Source organism: Halosaccharopolyspora lacisalsi, assembly GCF_014137975.1.
GTDB classification, from domain to species: Bacteria; Actinomycetota; Actinomycetes; order Mycobacteriales; family Pseudonocardiaceae; genus Halosaccharopolyspora; species Halosaccharopolyspora lacisalsi.
In genome coordinates, this window is the sequence record NZ_JACGWZ010000003.1 from 379,043 (window position 1) to 398,711 (window position 19,669).

At 69.4% G+C, this 19,669-nt stretch carries 19 protein-coding genes and 1 riboswitch; of the genes, 15 read left to right on the forward strand and 4 right to left on the reverse strand.

What is annotated here, in order from left to right; genetic code table 11:
• Nucleotides 1-36: 36 nt before the first annotated feature.
• From obgE to FHX42_RS13330, 4 genes are all read left to right on the forward strand, one after another.
• Entirely contained in the window at nt 37-1,560 is a 1,524-nt protein-coding gene (gene obgE, locus FHX42_RS13315) for a GTPase ObgE (protein WP_182544583.1), read from the forward strand.
• Nucleotides 1,557-2,687: a glutamate 5-kinase gene (gene proB / locus FHX42_RS13320; protein ID WP_328796099.1), complete on the forward strand. Its 1,131-nt coding sequence runs from the start codon at nt 1,557-1,559 to the stop codon at nt 2,685-2,687. The genes obgE and proB overlap by 4 nt, the downstream gene beginning before the upstream one ends.
• A 63-nt stretch (nt 2,688-2,750) precedes the next feature.
• Nucleotides 2,751-2,993 carry a ribbon-helix-helix domain-containing protein gene (locus FHX42_RS13325; RefSeq protein ID WP_182544584.1) on the forward strand — a complete coding sequence of 81 codons (243 nt, stop codon included), beginning with the start codon at nt 2,751-2,753 and terminating at the stop codon, nt 2,991-2,993.
• Nucleotides 2,957-3,322, forward strand: a complete 366-nt coding sequence (locus FHX42_RS13330; RefSeq protein ID WP_235987285.1) for a type II toxin-antitoxin system PemK/MazF family toxin — start codon at nt 2,957-2,959, stop codon at nt 3,320-3,322. The genes FHX42_RS13325 and FHX42_RS13330 overlap by 37 nt, the downstream gene beginning before the upstream one ends.
• A 114-nt stretch (nt 3,323-3,436) precedes the next feature.
• Here the strand turns inward: FHX42_RS13330 and FHX42_RS13335 are convergent, their stop codons facing one another.
• Both FHX42_RS13335 and FHX42_RS13340 read right to left on the reverse strand, forming a co-directional pair.
• Nucleotides 3,437-4,732, reverse strand: coding sequence for an MFS transporter (locus tag FHX42_RS13335; protein WP_182544586.1), 1,296 nt, complete (start codon nt 4,730-4,732; stop codon nt 3,437-3,439).
• A 107-nt stretch (nt 4,733-4,839) separates the two neighbouring features.
• Nucleotides 4,840-6,954, reverse strand: a complete 2,115-nt coding sequence (locus tag FHX42_RS13340) for a RecQ family ATP-dependent DNA helicase (RefSeq protein ID WP_182544587.1) — start codon at nt 6,952-6,954, stop codon at nt 4,840-4,842.
• 72 nt (nt 6,955-7,026) lie between these two features.
• Between FHX42_RS13340 and FHX42_RS13345 the strand changes: the two genes are divergently transcribed.
• From FHX42_RS13345 to FHX42_RS13390, 10 genes are all read left to right on the forward strand, one after another.
• On the forward strand, nt 7,027-8,358 hold the full coding sequence (locus tag FHX42_RS13345) for a glutamate-5-semialdehyde dehydrogenase (protein WP_407926237.1): 1,332 nt from the start codon (nt 7,027-7,029) through the stop codon (nt 8,356-8,358).
• A gap of 177 nt (nt 8,359-8,535) precedes the next feature.
• Entirely contained in the window at nt 8,536-9,138 is a 603-nt protein-coding gene (locus FHX42_RS13350; RefSeq protein ID WP_182544589.1) for a TetR/AcrR family transcriptional regulator, read from the forward strand.
• Nucleotides 9,139-9,248: 110 nt separating this feature from the next.
• Complete coding sequence (locus tag FHX42_RS13355) at nt 9,249-10,460, forward strand: cytochrome P450 (RefSeq protein ID WP_182544590.1); 1,212 nt, start codon at nt 9,249-9,251, stop codon at nt 10,458-10,460.
• A 36-nt stretch (nt 10,461-10,496) separates the two neighbouring features.
• Nucleotides 10,497-10,718, forward strand: coding sequence for a ferredoxin (locus FHX42_RS13360; RefSeq protein ID WP_182544591.1), 222 nt, complete (start codon nt 10,497-10,499; stop codon nt 10,716-10,718).
• A gap of 50 nt (nt 10,719-10,768) precedes the next feature.
• Nucleotides 10,769-11,404 carry a nicotinate-nucleotide adenylyltransferase gene (nadD, locus tag FHX42_RS13365; protein ID WP_182544592.1) on the forward strand — a complete coding sequence of 212 codons (636 nt, stop codon included), beginning with the start codon at nt 10,769-10,771 and terminating at the stop codon, nt 11,402-11,404.
• Between the two features lie 93 nt (nt 11,405-11,497).
• A complete protein-coding gene (rsfS, locus tag FHX42_RS13370) occupies nt 11,498-11,899 on the forward strand; it encodes a ribosome silencing factor (RefSeq protein ID WP_182544593.1) in 402 nt (133 codons plus the stop codon).
• Nucleotides 11,896-12,510 (forward strand): histidine phosphatase family protein, encoded by a 615-nt coding sequence (locus FHX42_RS13375; protein WP_182544594.1) that lies wholly within the window; start codon nt 11,896-11,898, stop codon nt 12,508-12,510. Before rsfS ends, FHX42_RS13375 begins: the two co-directional genes overlap by 4 nt.
• Nucleotides 12,511-12,579: 69 nt before the next feature.
• The gene (locus FHX42_RS13380) at nt 12,580-13,443 is read left to right on the forward strand and encodes a DegV family protein (RefSeq protein ID WP_182544595.1); all 864 of its coding nucleotides are present in this window, start codon (nt 12,580-12,582) and stop codon (nt 13,441-13,443) included.
• A 158-nt stretch (nt 13,444-13,601) separates the two neighbouring features.
• Complete coding sequence (locus FHX42_RS13385) at nt 13,602-14,459, forward strand: ComEA family DNA-binding protein (protein ID WP_235987286.1); 858 nt, start codon at nt 13,602-13,604, stop codon at nt 14,457-14,459.
• A 3-nt stretch (nt 14,460-14,462) separates the two neighbouring features.
• Complete coding sequence (locus FHX42_RS13390; RefSeq protein WP_182544596.1) at nt 14,463-16,844, forward strand: DNA internalization-related competence protein ComEC/Rec2; 2,382 nt, start codon at nt 14,463-14,465, stop codon at nt 16,842-16,844.
• A 3-nt stretch (nt 16,845-16,847) separates the two neighbouring features.
• Here FHX42_RS13390 and thrC read toward each other — a convergent pair whose 3' ends face one another.
• Nucleotides 16,848-18,119 (reverse strand): threonine synthase, encoded by a 1,272-nt coding sequence (gene thrC / locus FHX42_RS13395; protein WP_182544597.1) that lies wholly within the window; start codon nt 18,117-18,119, stop codon nt 16,848-16,850.
• Between the two features lie 12 nt (nt 18,120-18,131).
• A riboswitch (SAM riboswitch) is annotated at nt 18,132-18,262 on the reverse strand.
• 106 nt (nt 18,263-18,368) lie between these two features.
• On the opposite strand from thrC, the gene holA reads away from it, so the two are divergent.
• On the forward strand, nt 18,369-19,337 hold the full coding sequence (gene holA / locus FHX42_RS13400; protein WP_182544598.1) for a DNA polymerase III subunit delta: 969 nt from the start codon (nt 18,369-18,371) through the stop codon (nt 19,335-19,337).
• 57 nt (nt 19,338-19,394) lie between these two features.
• Here holA and rpsT read toward each other — a convergent pair whose 3' ends face one another.
• Nucleotides 19,395-19,655, reverse strand: coding sequence for a 30S ribosomal protein S20 (gene rpsT, locus FHX42_RS13405; RefSeq protein WP_182544599.1), 261 nt, complete (start codon nt 19,653-19,655; stop codon nt 19,395-19,397).
• Between the last annotated feature and the right edge of the window lie 14 nt (nt 19,656-19,669).

Below are 19,669 nucleotides of genomic sequence, written 5' to 3' on the forward strand. Positions count from 1 at the left end.
CCACCGGCCCTGCCCCTCGTTTTCTTTTTCTCGTGTATGCAGGAGGTATCGGTGTCGCGCTTCGTTGACCGCGTGAACATTCATGTCGCGGCTGGTGGCGGGGGCAACGGCTGTGCCTCGGTGCACCGGGAGAAGTTCAAGCCACTGGGCGGCCCGGACGGCGGCAACGGAGGCAAGGGTGGCGACGTCATCCTCGTCGTCGACCCGGGTGTGCACACGTTGCTCGACTATCACCACCGTCCTCACGTACGGGCGTCCTCGGGCAAGCCGGGGCACGGCAGTAACCGCAACGGTGCCGTCGGCGAGGACCTGACCCTGTCCGTGCCCGAGGGCACTGTGGTGCAGACCCCCGAGGGCGAGGTCGTGGCCAACCTGATCGGTCCGGGCACGAGCATCGTCCTCGCACGCGGGGGCCGGGGTGGCCTGGGCAATGCCGCCCTGGCGTCGAAGGCACGCAGGGCGCCCGGTTTCGCCCTCCTGGGGGAGCCCGGCGATCAGGGCGACTTCACGCTGGAGATGAAGTCGGTCGCCGACGTCGGCCTGATCGGCTTCCCCTCGGCGGGCAAGTCCTCGTTGATCTCGACTCTCTCGGCGGCCCGCCCCAAGATCGCCGATTACCCCTTCACCACGCTGGCGCCGAACCTCGGTGTGGTCAGCGCCGGTGAGACGGTGTTCACCATGGCCGACGTGCCCGGCCTCATTCCCGGCGCCAGCGGTGGGCGCGGACTCGGACTCGACTTCCTGCGGCACATCGAGCGCTGCGCCGTGCTGGTACACGTGATCGACTGCGCCACCTACGAGCCGGAGCGCGACCCGATTTCCGACATCGACGCCCTCGAGGCCGAGCTCGCCGACTACACGCCGGCGCTGAGCTCCGAGGACGGTGTGGTCGATCTCGAATCACGTCCTCGGCTGGTGGTGCTGAACAAGATGGACGTGCCCGACGCCAGGGAAATGGCCGAGCTGATGCGTCCCGATCTCGACGCCCGTGGCTGGCCGGTGTTCGAGGTTTCCACCGCCACTCACGAAGGACTGCGTGAGCTGAGTTTCGCCCTCGCCGACGAGGTCGAGCGTTATCGTGCGGCGCTGCCCGAGCCGGAACCCGCGCGGGTCGTCGTTCGCCCGACGGGCGTGGGCGGTTCGGATTTCGCCGTCGAGGAGGATCCCGAACTCGAGGGTGGTTTCGTCGTGCGCGGCGAGAAACCGGAGCGGTGGGTGCGTCAGACCAGCTTCGACAACGACGAGGCCGTGGGCTATCTCGCCGACCGGTTGGCCCGCCTCGGCGTGGAGACCGAACTCGCCCGGCGGGGTGCGCAACAGGGCAGCCCGGTGACCATCGGCGATGTCACCTTCGACTGGGAGCCCTCCACTCCGGCCGGGGGTGAAGCCGCGCTCAGCGGACGGGGCACCGACATGCGGCTCGACACCGACGACCGGGTGTCCAAGGACGAGCGCAGAGCGGCGATGAAGGCACGGCGCTCGGGCGCCGGGGTGGAGGAGACGGTCCCCGACGAGGCCATCGCCGACGAGGAGGGCACCGACGAGGAGGGCGACCGGTGAGCCCGGACGAGACACTGGCCGAGTCCCCGGCGCGGCAGGCCGTCGGCGCCGCACGGCGTCTCGTGGTCAAGGTCGGCTCCTCCTCGCTGACCACGACCGAGGGCGGACTGGATCACGATCGCCTGGCCGTGCTGGTGGACGCGCTGGCCGCCAGGGTGGCTGCCGGTAGTCAGCTCGTGCTGGTCTCCTCCGGGGCGATCGCGGCGGGCATCGCCCCGCTGGGACTGCGGAGCCGCCCGCGGGACCTGGCCACCCAGCAGGCCGCGGCGAGCGTGGGGCAGCAGGCCCTGGCCCACGCGTACGCGGCATCGTTCGCCCGCTACCGGTTCACCGTCGGGCAGGTGCTGCTCACCGCCGACGACGTGGTGCGGCGGTCGCACTACCGCAACGCGCGACGCACGCTGAACCGGCTGCTGACGCTCGGGGCGGTGGCGGTGGTCAACGAGAACGACACGGTCGCCACCTCCGAGATCCGCTTCGGGGACAACGATCGGCTGGCCGCACTGGTGGCGCACCTCGTCGACGCCGACGCGCTCGTGCTGCTTTCCGACGTGGACGCCCTCTACGACGGCGATCCCCGCGACGGGGACGCGTCGGTGGTGCGGGAAGTGGCCGATGCCGCGGACCTGGAGGGAGTCTCGGCGGGCGACACCGGAGCCTCCGGGCTCGGTACCGGGGGCATGGCCTCGAAGGTCGGAGCGGCGAGCGTGGCCTGCTCCGCCGGTGTCCCGGTGTTGCTGACTTCGGCCGCACAGGCGTCGAGCGCTCTCGGCCGGGCCGACGTGGGCACGGCGTTCGCTTCCACGGGCCCGCAGCTGTCGGCCCGCCGCTTCTGGCTCGCGCACGCGGCGGGTGCTCAGGGGCTCCTGCGGCTGGACGAGGGCGCGGTGACGGCGGTGGTGCAGCGTCGGCGATCGCTGCTGACCGCCGGGATCACCGGTGTGGAGGGCTCTTTCGAGGGTGGTGACGTGGTCGAGCTGGCCGACCCGGCGGGGTCGGTGGTCGCGCGCGGCGTGGTCGCCTACGACGCCGCGGAACTTCCCGAGCTGATCGGCCGGTCCAGCCACGAACTACCCCCCGAGCAGCGCCGCGAGGTCATCCACGCCGACGACCTCGTCCCCCTGTGATCGGATCCGGATATATGCAAGATCAGTATTCGAAAAAGTATACCTCGATGGTATTCTAGTCTCGTGACGACTACGATCAAGGTTCCCGACGAGCTGCGGAACAGGCTTGCCCAGCGGGCTCAAGAGCGACATGTGTCGCAGGCCGACGTTATCGCCGAGGCCCTGGAGGCTCTGGAGCGCCGGGAGTTCTGGGCCGCGGTCGACGCGGGGTACGAGCGGTTGCGCCAGGATCCGGAAGCCTGGTCGGACTACGTGAACGAACGAGACGAATGGGTCAGCGCCCGACTCGTGGATGCTCAGGAGTGAGGTCGGGGACGATCACCTTCACCAAACCCGACCCTGCTGTTGATCGGGAGCAGGCGGGGTGGAGACCCGTGCTGGTTGTCTCCGGCGGCGAGTACACCGATCACATCCCCGGTTTGGTCCTGGCCGTGCCACTGACCACACGAGACCGTGGACTGCCGCACCACGTTCCTGTTGGAGGTGCGACGACCGGTCTGCAGGAGTCCACGTGGGCGCTGTGCGAACAGGTGCGTGCGATCTCCGCTGACCAGCTTCGCAAACCCAGCGGTACGTGCGACGAGGAAACCGTTGCTGCCGTTCGCAAGATTCTGCGCAGGTTTCTCGCGTTGTGAGCGTCTGCTGACAGCTCGTCGTCCAGCGCTGTTGCTGAGAGGCGGCGAGAGCCGGGGAACCACGTACACGAGGATGCTCTGGGATTCTGCGGCTGCCGCTCGGCGTCCGCGAGATCAGCGGAGTTCGGTGGCGCGGGTCTCCGGCAGGGTGAGGATCACCAGGAACGCCACGGCGCCACCGGCGGCCACGTAGTAGAAGAACGCCGTCGACGCGCCGATCGCGGCGAAAGTGTTGATGAGCAGCGGTGCGGTGCCGCCGAAGATCGCGACCGTCAGGTTGTACCAGGCACCGATGCCCAGCCCGCGCAACGCGGTCGGGAACAGTTCCGACATGATCGCCGGTGCGATCGAGGTCATCGCCGTGTAGAGACCGATACCGGTGCAGAACACCACGAACAGGCCGCCCGTTCCCGGACCGACCAGTGCCGACAACGGGACGATGAGGACGGCCGTGGCCGCCGACCACGCCAGCAGCTGCGGTTTGCGGCCGTACCGGTCGGAAAGGGCACCCATCGGGTACTGCAGGAGGATGAACAGCACCGTGGCGACCGACAACGCCAGGAACACGTTCGTCGCGTCGGCGTTCCTGGATCCCACGGCGAACGGGGTCAGGGCGCTGAAGAACGTGTAGTAGCACAGCGTGGACAGCATGGTGAAGCCCACGAGCTGTCCCACCGCCTTCGGGTGCCGGGACAGTGTGGTCCACAGCGGATTCCTGATTTCCCGGGCCTTGGCACTGTTCTCCTCGAACTGCTCGGTCTCGCTCAGCGTGCGTCGCAGCCACAGTCCGAGCAGTCCGAGCGCGCCGCCCAGGACGAAGGGGATCCGCCAGCCGAAGGAGCTCAGCTGCTGCTCGGTGAGCACCCCTGTCAGCAGGTACCCCAGCAGCGAGGCGAACAGCAGCGCGCTACCGGTGGAGATGTAGAAGAACGAGGAGTAGCGGCCCCTGCGCGCGGGCGGGGCGATCTCGGCCAGGTACGCCGAGGCGTTGGAGACCTCGCCGCCCAGCGAGAGCCCCTGGCCGATCCTGGCCAGCACCAGTGCCAGCGGTGCGAACCAGCCGACCTGCCCGTAGGTCGGCAGGACGCCGATGAGCAGCGAGCCGCCCGCCATCAGCGCGATGGTCACCAGCATCGCCGTCTTGCGTCCCCTGAGGTCGGCGAACCGTCCCAGCAGCCAGCCGCCCAGCGGGCGGAAGAAGAACGCCAGCGCGAACGCGGCCAGCGTGTTGATCAGCGCCAGCGTCTCGTTGTCGCTGGGGAAGAACGCACCGGCGAAGTAGACGCTGAACGTGGCGTAGACGGTCCAGTCGTACCACTCGATCGCGTTGCCGATGCTGGCCGCGACCAGCTTGCGCACCGGCAACCGATGCCGTTCCCCCGTCGCGGGGCGTGCCGTCCGCTCTGCCACCGCCGTCTCCTCCGGGGACGTTTCGAACAGGTGCGGACACACTACGTTCCGAGCTGCCACGGCAACAGATCCGCACCGCGACGAATCCCGGCGGCCGTCGCTTGTGCTCAGCTCGTGGTGGCCAGGGTGAAGGGGAGGACGGCCGGTGCTCCCGCGTGGCGGAGCAGGCGGCTGACGTGCGTGAGCGTCCACCCGGTGTCGACGTAGTCGTCCATCAACAGCACCGGTCCCTCCAGCGAGGACAGTTCGAGGTCGTCGGGGATCCGGAACTGCTGCCACAGGGCCGCGACCCGTTGAGCGCTGTTGGTGCCCCTCCGCGGTGCGGTGTTCGGGTTCGTGACCACCTCGCCCAGCAGCGGCAGCCGACCGACCGAGGCGATGCGGGTGGCCAGGTTCCCCACCAGCCGAGGCCGCGTGCGGGAGCCGATCGAGATCACGCCGACCGGCCGCTGCGACCACTCCCAGGACGCCAGCACCCGGATGCACGCCTGGTAGAGGTCGTCGGGCAGCTCCTGGTCGGGAGCCGAGGGGGCCAGCAGCTCGCGCAGCCGGTTGCCCCACCCGATGTCGGTCAGCCGCCCCACCGCGCGGCCCGGTGCGGCCTGTTCGACCTCCCGCACCGTGCCGGAGACCGGTACCCCCAGCGCGTCCATGCCGGTGGGCCAGCGCTTGCGCGGTGCGATCTCCACTCCGGGCTGGTTCAGGTGCTCCTCGGCGAGCTGCAAGGCCTGACGACCGACCTCGGACGAGTGGGCGGTACCGGTGCAGTTGTCGCACCGGCCGCACGGTTCGGTGTACGGGTCGTCGAGCTGGCGCCGCAGGAAGTCCATCCGGCAGTGCGGCGTGTCGATGTAGTCCAACATCGCCTGCTGCTCGGACCGCCGCTCGGCGGCGACGCGCTCGTAGCGTTCGGCGTCGTAGCTCCAGGGTTCGCCGGTGGACTCCCAGCCGCCCTTGACCCGGCGCACCGCGCCGTCGACGTCGAGCACCTTGAGCACCATCTCCAACCTGCCGCGCCCCAGCTCGACCCGCGGTTCCAGCGCCGCCGTGGACAGCGGTCCACCGGCTCGGGTCAGCGTGTCCAGCACCGCGCGGACGGTGGGCTCGGGCGGGAACGCCAGGGAGGCGAAGTAGCTCCAGATGTCGGAGTCCTCCTGGCCGGGCAGCAGCAGCACCTCGGCACGCTGCACCCCGCGACCGGCACGCCCGATCTGCTGGTAGTAGGAGATGGGCGAGGAGGGCGCCCCCAGGTGCACCACGAAACCGAGATCGGGCTTGTCGAAGCCCATGCCCAGCGCCGAGGTCGCCACCAACGCCTTGACGCGGTTGGCCAGCAGGTCGTCCTCGGCCTGGCCGCGCTCGGTCGCGTCGGTGCGCCCCGAGTAGGAAGCCACCTCGTAACCCCGCTGACGCAGGAATCCGGAGACCTCCTCGGTGGCGGCCACGGTCAGGGTGTAGATGATCCCGGAACCGGGAAGCTCGGCGAGCTGTTCGGCGAGCCAGGCCAGCCGGGACTGCGAACTCGGCAGCCGCACGACACCCAGCCGCAGGCTCTCCCTGTCGAGGGTGCCGCGCAGCACCAGGGTCTCGGCGGAGCCGCCGTGCCCGCCGACCCCCAGTTGCTCGGAGACGTCCTGGACGACCCGGTCGTTGGCCGTGGCGGTCGTGGCCAGCACCGGCACCCCCTCCGGCAGCTCGGTGAGCAGGGTGCGCAGCCTGCGGTAGTCCGGCCGGAAGTCGTGGCCCCAGTCCGAGATGCAGTGCGCCTCGTCGACCACCAGCAGTCCGGCGGCGTGCGTCAGCTCCGGCAGCACGGTGTCGCGGAAGTCCGGGTTGTTCAGCCGTTCCGGGCTCACCAGCAGCACGTCGACCTCGCCCACGGCGACCTGCTCCTCGATCGAGGACCACTCCTCGGTGTTGGAGGAGTTGATCGTCGCGGCGTGGACCCCTGCCGAGGCGGCGGCCTGCACCTGGTTGCGCATGAGCGACAGCAACGGCGAGACGATCACGGTCGGTCCTTCGCCGAGTTCCCGCAGCAGCGCGGTCGCCACGAAGTACACGGCCGACTTGCCCCAACCCGTGCGCTGCACGACCAGCGCTCGATGACGTTCGAGCACCAGCGCACGGATCGCGCTCCACTGGTCCTCGCGCAGGGCGGCCTCCGGCCCGGCCAGCGCTCGCAGGTGCTGCTCGGCGAGTTCACGCAGGGATTGTTCGTCCACGCCGCGATTGTGTCGTGCCCGTCGCGGCCCACTCCCGCCGGTCCCGGTACGCACGGCGATTATCCTGGGAGTGTGACTACGAGCACCGATTCAGTGAGCGAGTCCGTGAGCACTGTGGGTACCGCCGCGGCGCAGGGCGATCAACTGCGCGAGCAGGTGCACGCCGCCGCGCGCCGGGCACGGCACGCCGCCGGAGAGCTGGCGCTGGCCACCAGGGAGACCAAGGACGCCCTGCTGCACGCGATGGCCGATGCGCTGGTGGAGCGAACCGCCGAGATCCTGACCGCCAACGAGCGTGACGTCGCCGCGGCGCGGGAGGCGGGCACTCCGGAGAGCATGATCGATCGGTTGGCGCTGACCGCCGACCGGATCGTCGGTGTCGCAGAGGGGCTGCGCACCGTGGCGGGGCTTCCGGACCCGGTGGGCGAGGTCGTTCGCGGCAGCGTGCTGCCCAACGGACTGCGGCTGCAGCAGGTGCGGGTGCCGCTGGGAGTCGCGGGCATCGTCTACGAGGGGCGTCCGAACGTGACCGTCGATGCCGCGGGCCTGACGCTCAAGTCGGGCAACGCGGTACTGCTGCGCGGATCCTCCTCGGCGGAGAACTCCAACACCGCCCTGGTGGCCGTGCTGGCCGACGTGCTGCGGTCCCACGGGCTGCCCGCCGACTCCGTTCAGCTCGTGCCCTGCCACGACCGCGCCTCGGTGCGCCATCTGGTCACCGCTCGCGGTCTGGTGGACGTCGTGATCCCCCGGGGTGGTGCCGGGCTGATCTCCGCCGTGGTCGAGCAGGCCACGGTACCGGCGATCGAGACCGGCGTGGGCAACTGCCACGTCTACGTCGACGCCGACGCCGAGCTCGACACGGCGGTGCGCGTGCTGGTCAATTCCAAGGCGCGCCGCACCAGCGTGTGCAACGCCGCCGAGACCGTGCTGGTGCACCGCGACATCGCCGACCGGTTCGTCCCGGTGGCCGTGGGGGAACTGGCGGACGCGGGCGTGACCGTGCACGGTGACCAGCGCTTCGTCGAGCTCGCCGGTGACTCCTCGTACGTCGTTCCCGCGATCGACGAGGACTGGGACGCCGAGTACCTGTCGTCGGACCTCGCGGCGGCGGTGGTGGACTCGCTGCCGGAGGCGATCGAGCACATCGCCACCCACGGATCCGGGCACACCGAGGCCATCGTGACCACCGACGTCCGGTCGGCGCGGCAGTTCACCGCGCGCGTGGACGCCGCGGCCGTCAACGTCAACGCATCGACGGCGTTCACCGACGGCGGTGAGTTCGGAATGGGTGCCGAGATCGGCATTTCCACCCAGAAGCTGCACGCCCGCGGCCCGATGGGGTTGCCGGAGCTGACCACCACCAAGTGGCTCACCTTCGGGGACGGCCACCTCCGGCCCTGATCGGGCCCGGAAGCGGACCTGATTCCGGGAGTGCGTCCCCGTCGTGGCAGGACCGCGAGCACGATGGGGACAGCCCCGCGCGAGTGACCGCTCCCACTGATTCGCGTGGGGCGGGTGATCATCCGGGTGGTATCGCCCCGTGATGTCCGAGGAAGTCCGGCACCGGAGGAGGCCGACGTGGGGGAGGAGCCGGAGGTTCCACGCCGCCGACACGATTCCGCGGCCACGAGGGCGGCGCTGCTCCAGGCGGCATCGGAGCTGTTCGCCGAGCGTGGTTTCGATCAGACGACGGTGCGCGATGTCGCGGCGCACGCGGAAGTCAACCAAGCCCTGCTGTTCCGGTACTTCGGTTCCAAGCAGGAGCTGTTCGCCGAGGTGCTCAACCGCGACAGCAGGCAGTTGCTGGAGGGGGCCCCGGCGGAGGAACTGCCCGGCAGGATCCTGAAGGGGCTGCTGTCCGACCGCGGGGATCCCGGTGGGGAGCATCCGTTCACGGCGATGTTGCGCTCGTTCAGCGACGAACGTGCCGCTCGTGTGCTGCGTGAGGAGCTGGGGGGCTCTTACGTGGAGCGGCTGGCGGAACTCAGTGATTCCGATGACGCGATGTTGCGTGCCGACCTGGTGCTGGCCTGGTTCTTCGGGGTGGGCATGGTTCGCTCGGTCCTGCGCAAGCAACCGCTGGCCGACGCGCCCGCCGACGCCCTGTCCGAGCACATGATGCGGGCGATCTCGGTGCTGTTGGAGCGTAGCGATTCTTCGACGCCGGAGGAAGACAGCTGATCCGTCCACTCGTCGTTTCAGGTGATCTTGCGTGCGCGTGTGCTGGCGCGAGCGTATGGTGATTATGTAAGCAGGCGCTTACAATCGCTGACACTCTTCCGGAGCTGTGCATGACCACCACGGAATCGACACCGAGGTCCTACCCCTTCAGCGCGGCCGAGAAGTTGCGGCTGGACCCGTTCTACGCCGAACTCCGCAAGACCGAGCCGCTGTCCCGCGTCCAGCTGCCCTACGGGCAGCCGGCTTGGTTGGCCACCCGCTACGAGGACGCCAAGACGGTGCTCGCCGACCCCCGGTTCAGCCGGGCCGCCGCTGTCGACAACGACGAACCGCGTCTGCGGTCGCGGAGGCCGGCCGGGGGCATCCTGGCGATGGACCCACCCGAGCACACCCGGTTGCGAAAGCTGGTGGCCAAGGCGTTCACCGTGCGCCGGGTGGAGCGGCTGCGCCCTCGCGCCCAGGAAATCGCCGACGAACTCGCGGACGGGATGCTCGAAAGCGGTAGCCCCGCCGAACTGGTCGAGGACTTCGCCCTGCCGCTGCCCATCACGGTCATCTGCGAACTGCTCGGTGTGCCCTACGAGGACCGCGCGGACTTCCGCGACTGGTCCGACGCCTTCCTGTCCACGACCAAGCTGACCGAGCAGCAGGTGGAGGACTACATCGACCGGTTCCAGAACTACATGGCCGGTCTGATCGAGCGCAGGCGGCAGCAGCCCGAGGACGATCTGCTCAGCGCGCTCGTCGAAGCCAGGGACGAGCACGACAAGCTTTCCGAGCAGGAACTGGTGGAGCTCTCGGTCGGTATTCTCGTGGCGGGTCACGAGACCACGGCCAGCCAGATCCCGAACTTCGTCTACGTCCTGTTGACCCACCCCGAGCAGTTGGAGCAGCTGCGGCAGCAGCCGGAGCGGGTGCCGGAAGCCGTCGAGGAACTGCTGCGCTACGTGCCGCTCGGGGTGAGCGCGGCCTTCCCGCGTTACGCGCTGGAGGACGTGGAGCTCGGCGGGGTGCTCGTGCGAGCGGGCGAGCCCGTCGTGGTCGGAGTCGCCTCGGCGAACCGGGACGAGGAGGTCTTCTCCGACCCCGAGCGGTTCGGCCTGGACCACGAGGCGGGTCCGCACATCGGGTTCGGGCACGGTCCGCACCACTGCCTCGGCGCCCAGCTCGCCAGGATGGAGTTGCAGGTCGCCCTGGAGACCCTGTTGGCGCGGTTGCCCGGCCTGCGTTTCGCGGTCCCCGAGGACGAGGTGCCGTGGAAGACCGGGATGATCGTCCGCGGTCCGTTGTCACTACCCGTGGCATGGGACACCGAGGCGTAACGTGGCATTCGCCGTATCGACGGCATGGAGGTAAGCATGAGTTGGCTCATCGAGGTGGACGGTCCGAGCTGCATCGGCTCGGGGATGTGCGTGGGAATGGCTTCCGAGCACTTCGAGCTTCGTGACGGGGTCTCCCGCCCGCTGCGTTCCCAGGTGGAACCGGCCGACGAGATCGTCGACGCGGCGGAGTCCTGCCCGGTCGAGGCGATCACGGTCCGCGACGCCGAATCCGGGGCGGTGATCGCCCCGGAGCCGTGAGGGCGGGTGTCGGAACACCGGTCGTGCTCGGCCGGTTAGAGTCGGAAACCATGTCTCGGCGCCGAATCGGTGTCATGGGTGGCACCTTCGATCCCATCCACCACGGCCACCTGGTGGCCGCCAGTGAGGTACAGGCCCAGTTCGGCATGGAGCAGGTGATCTTCGTGCCGACCGGGCAACCCTGGCAGAAAGGGCACGAGTACGTCAGCTCGCCCGAGGACCGCTACCTGATGACCGTCGTGGCCACGGCCTCGAACCCGCGGTTCTCGGTCAGCAGGGTCGACATCGACCGCGGCGGTCCCACGTACACCATCGACACGCTCGGCGATCTGAGCGCCCAGTACCCCGATGCCGAGCTGTACTTCATCACCGGTGCCGACGCGCTGGAACAGATCCTGTCCTGGCACCGGGTGGAGGAGCTGTTCGGGCTCGCGCACTTCATCGGCGTCACCAGGCCCGGCTACCCGCTGGACGACGAGCACCTGCCGCAGGGTTCGGTGTCGCTGGTGGAGATCCCCGCCATGGCGATCTCCTCGACCGGATGCCGTCAGCGCGTGGCCGCGGGGCTGCCCGTGTGGTACCTGGTTCCGGACGGCATAGTCCAGTACATCTCGAAACGCGGGCTCTACCGGCCGGAGACCCACTCCCCCGCACCGGAGTGGGGACCGCGCCCTTCCGGCGTGTGACGACGAGCACCGGCTGGCGGATACCACGGACCGTGAGGCGGCTGGCTATCCTCGATGCCGGGTACAAGACGGTACCCACCCGGAAGGAGTGACGTGGTAGCCACTGACAACGCCCGTGAGCTGGCCCTGGTGGCGGCGCGGGCGGCGGCGGAGAAAAAGGCCGAGGACATCGTCCTGCTGGACGTGTCGGAACAACTGATCATCACCGACTGCTTCGTGATCGCCTCCGCGCCCAACGAGCGGCAGGTCGAGGCCATCGTGGAAACGGTCGAGGAGAAGATGCGCGCCGCCGGTACCAAGCCGGTTCGGCGGGAGGGAACGCGCGAGGGCCGGTGGGTCCTGCTCGACTTCATCGACGTCGTCGTGCACGTCCAGCACGTCGACGAACGTTCCTTCTACGGCCTGGAGCGGTTGTGGAAGGACTGCCCGCGCATCGAGTTCGACGAGGGCGGCTCCACCGCCGAGTCCACCGAGTCGAGTGAGGGCGGGGAGTGACGCTGGATCGACTGGTGCTGTGGCGCCACGGGGAGACCGAGTACAACGCGGTGGGACGAATTCAGGGCCACCTCGACAGCGTGCTCACCTCCACCGGCCACGAGCAGGCCAGACGTGCGGCTCCGCTGGTCGCCGGATTCCGCCCCGACGTGGTCCTGAGCTCGGACCTGCAGCGGGCGAGTGCGACCGCCGAGGCGTTCGCGGAGGTCAGCGGTCCGTCCGTGCGCCTGGACAAGCGCCTGCGCGAGACTCATCTCGGCGAGTGGCAGGGGCTCAACGGTGCCGAGGTCGAACACGGCTGGCCCGGGGCCATGGGCAACTGGCGTGCGAAACCCACCTGGGCTCCGCCCGGTGGGGAGTCCAGGGTCGAAGTGGCCGAACGCGCGCGGGAGGTCGTCGAGGAACTCGACCTGACCCACTCCGGCACCGCCCTGCTGTGTACGCACGGGGGGCTGATCACAGGACTGACCGCGCGGCTGCTCGACTGGCCGACCTCCCTGTGGCCGGGGTTGGGCGGTGTGTCCAACTGCCACTGGGCGGTGCTCGCTCGCCGGAGCGATGGTGACCAGCGTTGGCGGTTGATGACCTACAACGGCGGTGTGCCGGAGTGAGGGAGACCGTCCCCGGGGGCGCGGCAGGTTGTGGAACGCACGTGGGCAGCCTCGGATAGGGAGCGTGTGGTGTCCGTCGCCGTGGTTGCCGACTCGACCGCGTACCTGCCCGATCAACTCGCACGGCGTTATGCGCTGCTTACGGTGCCGTTGCACGTGAGCGTGGATGGCGCCGACTCCGTCGAGGAGGGTGCCTTCGGTCCGGACGAGCTCGTGGCGGCCCTGCACGGCAAACATCGTGTGACGACCTCGGGGGCGACTTACGAGGAACTGGCGCGGGCGTACCGGCGGGCTCTGGACGCCGGTGCCGATGCCGTCGTCTCGGTGCACCTGTCGCGTCACCTGTCCGGGACCTGGGACGCGGCCAGGGCGGCTGCCGCCGATGTGGCCCCGGAGCTGATCCGCGTGGTGGATTCCCGATCCACCGCGATGGGACTGGGGTTTCCGGTACTGGCAGCCGCCGAGGCCGCACGGCTCGGTTCGGACCCGCCCGCGGTCGAAGCCGCTGCTCTGGGAGCCGTCGAGCGCACGAGAACGATGTTCTCGGTGCAGACGCTCGACCACCTGCGTAGGGGCGGTCGTATCGGTACCGCCGCGGCATTGGTGGGCACCGCGCTGGCTGTCAAGCCCCTGCTGCATGTCAGCGAGGGACGCATCGAGGTCCTGGAGAAGGTGCGGACCACGGCGCGGGCCGTGAACCGGCTCGTGGACGCCTCCGTGCACGCTGCGGGGACCGGCCCGGTCGCGGCCGCGGTTCACCACCTGGCCGCTCCGCAGCTGGCCGAACAGCTCGCCGAGCGGATCAGTGCTCACCTCCCGGACCACCAGGAATGCGTGGTTTCCGAAGTGGGGGCGGTGGTCGGGACGCACATCGGTCCTGGGGCGGCGGGAGTGGTGATCCTGCCCGGAGGTTGGAAGGACACTTTCCGGTAACGTCGCTTTGTTGCGTGGCCGCATCGTGGTGTGGGTTTTCCCGGTTTCGCGCGAAACCTTGTGAATCATCGAAGAAGTTGTCCACAGCGGCCTGGTTCGTCCACAGGAACTGATATCGATGATTCGTCGTTCCGCCGAGACGGGCTAGTTTCGACGGCATGGACGAGTCTCGTTTCCACGGCTCTTCCGTGGAATCGCTTCGCGACGGCGGGATAGAGTCGCGCGGGGACCCCGAGGCACGGCGGCGCCTGCTTGCGCTGATGGCCGAAGCCGAGGGGAATCCTCCGGAGCGTGCCGAATCCGATGATTCCCCGGAACCGGGTGCCACGAGCAACTCGGTCACGCCCCCGACACGGCTTCGGCGGTTGGTGCGGCGCTGGCTCCCCGAATCGTGGTTGCAGTCCAGGGTGGACCCGGGCGGAAAGGGACTGTTGGTGATCGTGTTCGCCGGTCTGGTGGGAGCGGTCGTCATCGTCGTCACCGTGTGGACCAACCGTCCTTCCATCACTCCTGCACCGCCACTGCCGACGCTGCCCTCGTCCTCCACGGCTCCGGCGAGCAGCAGTGCGGCTCCTCGGGAACTGGTGATCAGCGTGGTAGGCGAGGTGCACCGGCCGGGACTGGTGACCGTCGAACCCGGCTCCCGGGTCGCCGATGCTCTGCGAGCCGCCGGAGGGGCGCTGCCGGACACCGAAGTCACGGCGCTCAATCTCGCTCGTGAGCTCACCGACGGGGAGCAGCTCTACGTCGGGGTGCCGGTACCGGCGAACGCACGTGGTTCGGACCGTTCCCCCCAAGGCCGTCGGGGCGCGGGAACCGGAACGGCCAAACTCGACCTGAATCGTGCGAGTCGGGAGGACATCGAGGAACTTCCCGGAGTGGGGCCGGTGACCGCGAAGCGGATTCTGCGGTGGCGCCGCGAGCACGAGCGTTTCACCGAGGTGGGACAGCTCCGGGAGATCAGTGGCATAGGCGAGGTGCGGTTTTCCCGACTGAGGGAAATGGTCCGGGTGTGACCGATGGAGTCCTCGGGAGATCCTCGACAGGAATCTCTTCCTCGCCGCCGCGTCGTCGACTTTCGGCTCGCTCCCGCTGCCGTGGCGGTGTGGGGAAGTACGCTGCTGGGACTTTTCTGCGGCTGGATTCCGGCGCTGATCGTGGCGTTGTCGGCAGCTGTGCTCGTGCCGGTGACGTGGTTTCTCGCGCGGTCGAGGAGATGGGTGTACGGAGGTCTCGCGGTACTGGTGCTCGTGGTGGTCTCGGCCGGCGGGATCGCCCTCCGGGTACATCAGGTTGAACGAAATCCCCTGCACGCGATGGCCGAGCATGGTGCGCGAGCGACGGTGCGGGTGGTCCTCGACGACACACCGTCACCCCTGCACGGCCCTTCCTACGGCACTCGCAATGCGGAATCTCGGGCCGTGGTGCGTGGGGACCTGCGCGGTGCTCGGATCGGCGGTCGTTGGGTGAGCATCGGTGGTGAAGTGCTCCTGCTCGTGCCGAGCGAGCAGTGGCGGGAGCTGATCGCGGGGCAGGAGGTCACGGTCGAAGCCGGACTCGTGCCTCCACGCAGCGCGGAACCGCTGGTCGCGGTTCTTTCGGTGTACGGGCCGCCCACCGATCCCACGACCGCGCCCCCATGGCAACGCGGTGCCGCGTACCTGCGCGCCCGGCTGCGTGAGACCAGCACCACGGTGCTGGGTCCGGCCGCCGCCGGACTCCTGCCGGGACTGGTGGTGGGGGACACCAGCATGTTGCCGAGCGGGGTGGTGCGTGAGTTCCGGGACGCGGGGCTGAGTCATCTCACGGCCGTCAGCGGTGCGAACCTGGCGATCGTCTGCGGCGCGGTGCTCCTGCTGCTCAGGTTGCTGCGTATCGGTCCTGTCCTCGCGGCGTCGGCCGCGGGACTCGCTCTGCTGGGCTTCGTGCTCCTCGCGGGTCCGGAGCCCAGCGTGTTGCGCGCGGCGGTCATGGGGGCGATCACCCTGCTGGCACTGGTGCTGGGCCGCGAGCGCTCGGCGCTGCCGGCCCTGTCGGCCGGCGTCGTCGGTCTGGTGCTGGTCGTACCCGGGTTGGCGACCAGTGTGGGCTTCGCGTTGTCCGTGGCGGCCACCGCCGCGCTGGTGCTGTTGGCACCGGCCTGGTCGGCGGCCCTGCACTCCAGGGGAGTCCCGATCGGTGTTGCCGAGGCGCTCGCGGTTCCCGCCGCGGCACAGGTGGCCACCGCTCCGCTCGTCGCGGCGCTGTCCGGGCGGATCGGTCTCCTGGCGGTGCTGGCCAACGTGCTGGCCGGGCCGATGGTGGCTCCGGCGACGGTGCTCGGGGTGACGGCCACGGTGACCGCTTCCGTACTCCCCTGGTTCGCTCGAGCCCTGGTGTGGCTGGCCGCACCGGAACTGGAGTGGGTGCTGGCGGTGGCCCACCACGCCGCGGCCGTTCCGGGAGCCGCTCTGGAATGGCCTTCGGGAGCCCGGGGCGGTCTGCTGTTGGCAGTTTTCCTCGTGATCGCCTCGGTCGCCCTGCGCGTCAGGCGCGTTCGCCGGGTGCTGGCCGTGACGCTGGTACTCGTGGTGGCCGTGCTGGTTCCGGTACGGACGCTGCGTCCGGCATGGCCGGTGCCCGGATGGAGCATGGTGGTCTGCGACGTCGGCCAGGGGGACGGGCTGGCACTGGCCACCGGTGAACCGAACACGGCGGTGATCGTGGACACCGGGCCGGACTCCGCTGCCGTGGACGACTGCTTGGACCGGCTCGGCATCCGGCGCGTACCGCTGATCGTGATCACCCACCTGCACGCCGACCACATGGGTGGGCTGGCCTCGGTGCTGGAGGGGCGTGCCGTGGGGACCGTGGCCGTCGGGGGAGCAAGCGAACCCGCCTGGGCGATGGAGGAGATCCGCCGTGCGAGTGCCGAGGCGGGTACTCGACTGATCCGGATCGGGGAGGGGCAACGGCTGCGCTGGTCGCGTCTGGCGCTCGAAGTACTGGCACCGACCGTCCCGCCGACGGAGTCCGAGGCGTCGATCAACGACTCCTCCCTGGTGCTCATGGCCACGACCACGGCAGGACGAATCCTGCTCACCGGGGATATCGAACTACGAGCTCAGACGAGGTTGCTGTCCTCGGGACGGAACCTGCGGGCGGATGTCCTGAAGGTCCCGCACCACGGTTCCAGGACCACGATCCCACGGTTCCTCCACGTCGTTCGTCCCCGGCTGGCACTGATCAGCGTCGGCCATGACAACGACTACGGGCACCCGAGCAGGATGGTGGTCGGCAGCCTGACCCGGGCCGGAGCACGGGTCCTGCGTACCGACCGGCGAGGAGACATCGCGGTCCTGGCCGGCCGGCACGGTCCGGCCACCGTGAGCCGAGGTGACCCACTGCAGCCCGACTCCTGAGGATCAGCGCCCGAGAGCTTCGTCGACCGCCTCGGTGTTGGGGGCCACGGTGGCCTTCGGGCCGAGGTGCTCCTGCACGGCGTCCATCGTCTTGAGGCCGTCGCCGGTGATGAACAGCACCGTTTCCGCGTCGGGATCGAGCTGGCCGTTCTCGACGAGCTTCTTGGCGTTGGCCACGGTGACACCGCCGGCTGTCTCGGCGAAGATCCCCTCGGTACGGGCCAACAGCCGGATCCCCTCGACGACCTCCTCGTCGGTGACGTCCTCGATGGCGCCCTTGGTGCGCTGCACGGTGTCGAGGACGTAGGGGCCGTCGGCGGGAGCCCCGATGGCCAGCGACCGGGCGATGGTGTCCGGCCGCACCGGTTGGACCGTGTCGTGGCCCTCCTTGAAAGCGGTGGCCACCGGCGAGCACCCGCCGGCCTGCGCGCCGAAGATGCGGTAGGGGGTCGGCTCGACCAGGCCGACCTCGCCGAGCTCCCGGAAGCCCTTGTCCACCTTGGTCAGCTGGGAACCGGAGGCGATGGGCACGACGACCTGCTCGGGCAGTCGCCAACCGAGCTGCTCGGCCACCTCGAAGGCGAGGGTCTTGGAACCCTCGGAGTAGTAGGGCCGGACGTTGACGTTGACGAAGGCCCAGTCCTCGTGCTCCCCGGCCAGTTCGGTGGCCAGCCGGTTGACGTCGTCGTAGTTACCGTCGACGGCCAGCAGCGAACCGTCGTAGACGGCGGTCATGAGGACCTTGGCGCGCTCCAACGAGGACGGCACCAGCACCACCGAGTCCCAGCGCGCGCGTGCTGCGGCCGCGGCCACGGCATTGGCCAGGTTGCCCGTGGAGGGGCAGGCGAGGACGTTGAAGCCGAACTCGCGGGCGGCGGCCAGCGCGACGGCGACCACGCGGTCCTTGAACGAGTGCGTGGGGTTGCCGGTGTCGTCCTTGATCCAGAGCTTTTTCACGCCGAGGGCCTTGGCGAGTCCGTCGGCACGAATCAGCCTGGTACAGCCCGGCTCGGTGTTCGGGTGCTGCTCGACGTCGGAGGGTACCGGCAGCAGGCTCTTGTACCGCCAGATCGACCGCGGTCCGGCCTCGATGTCTTCACGGCGTACCCGCCCGAAGTCGTAGGCGACCTCCAGCGGGGAGAAGTCCTCCAGGCTCACGAACTCCGGGGCCAGTGGCTGGCGGTGCCCCTCTTCCTTGGACACGAGTTCGGCGGCCGGGCCGAGGTCGAAGTGCTTGTTCGCCGCGGAGTTCCGGGTATCGGCGGCAGCTGTCATCGCGAGGTCCTTTCCTCATCTGTCCCGCTGGCGGGTCGGAATTGGCACCTTTCTCGCCGGGGCCTCGCGAACACGATCACGAACGGCCGGCGCCGGTTGCCGGGGCTTCTGCGGGCCGATCCCTCTGCCCCTCTGGATGAGCTATCCGTTTGTTGCGGTCACGCTACGACACCTTGCCGCCATCCGGCCAACTTCGTCCAGCATCCGAGAGCCGGCAGCACTGTCGTGAGCCCGTGCGACGATGCACGTATGGCCGTCGATCCGTCTTCGTTGCATCTGGTGCTCGGTGATGAGGAACTGCTGGTCGAGCGCGCTGTGCGGGCCGCTGTACGGGATGCGCGCGAAGCCGATCCGACGGCCGAGTCGCGGCGGGTGAAGGTGAGCGAGCTCACCGGGTCCGAGCTGGACGAAATGTTGAGTCCGTCACTGTTCTCGGAGGGTCGTGTCGTGGCCCTGGAAGCCGCGCAGGAGGCCAACAAGGAGATCGTGGAGGCGATCCTGTCCCACGCCGGGCAACCGGCCGACGGCGTCGTCCTGGTGGTGGTGCACAGCGGAGGGGGACGCGCCAAGCAGGCCAAGGAAATGCCCAAGGCGCTGCGCGACCTCGGGGCGAGGGTGACCGAGTGCCCCAAGATCACGAAACCCGCCAAGCGGGAGGCGTTCGTCCGGGAGGAGGTGAGCAATGCCGGTGGGCGCATCGACGCCGCCGGTGTGAGCGCGCTCATCGAGTCCGTGGGGTCGGACCTGCGGGAGTTGGCAGCGGCTGCTTCGCAACTCGTCGCCGACACCGACGGCAGGATCGACGAGACCGCCGTGCGGCGTTATCACCAGGGGCGTGCGGAGGTGAGCGGATTCGCCGTGGCCGAGAAAGCGGTCACGGGAGACCGGGCCGGGTCGCTGGAGGCATTGCGCTGGGCGCTGCGGATCGGAGTTCCCCAGGTGTTGATCGCCGACGCGCTCGCCGACACGGTGCGCACCATCGGCAGAGTGGCCGCGGCGGGTCGGACCGACACGTACCGGCTGGCCGGGGAGCTCTCCCTGCCCGAGTGGAAGGTGCGCAAGGCTTTGTCACAGGCGCGGGGGTGGAACAGCTCGAGCGTCGCCGAGGCGATGCGGGCGGTGGCCACCGTCAACGCCGAGGTGAAGGGACAGGCGGCGGATGCCGACTACGCCCTGGAACGTACCGTGCTGCGACTGGTCGGCCTGCAGGGTCGCTAGTTCGGCCGACGGGGCGGCGCGGGGTCGTGCTGACCCGCGCCACCCCCCGGACGTGGCTCAGAGCTGGTTGGTGCGCCGCGCCATCGCCGCCTTCTTGTTGGCGGCCTGGTTCTTGTGGATCACGCCCTTGCTGGCGGCCTTGTCCAGCGAGCGTGCCGCCGCGCGCTGCAGCTCGAGCGCCTTGTCCCTGTCACCGGCGGCAGCGGCCTCGCGGAACTTGCGGATGGCCGTCTTGACCGACGACTTGACCGACTTGTTGCGCTGGCGGTTTTCCTCGTTGGTGCGGATCCGCTTGGCCGCGGACTTGATGTTGGCCACTGGTGCGCCTCTTC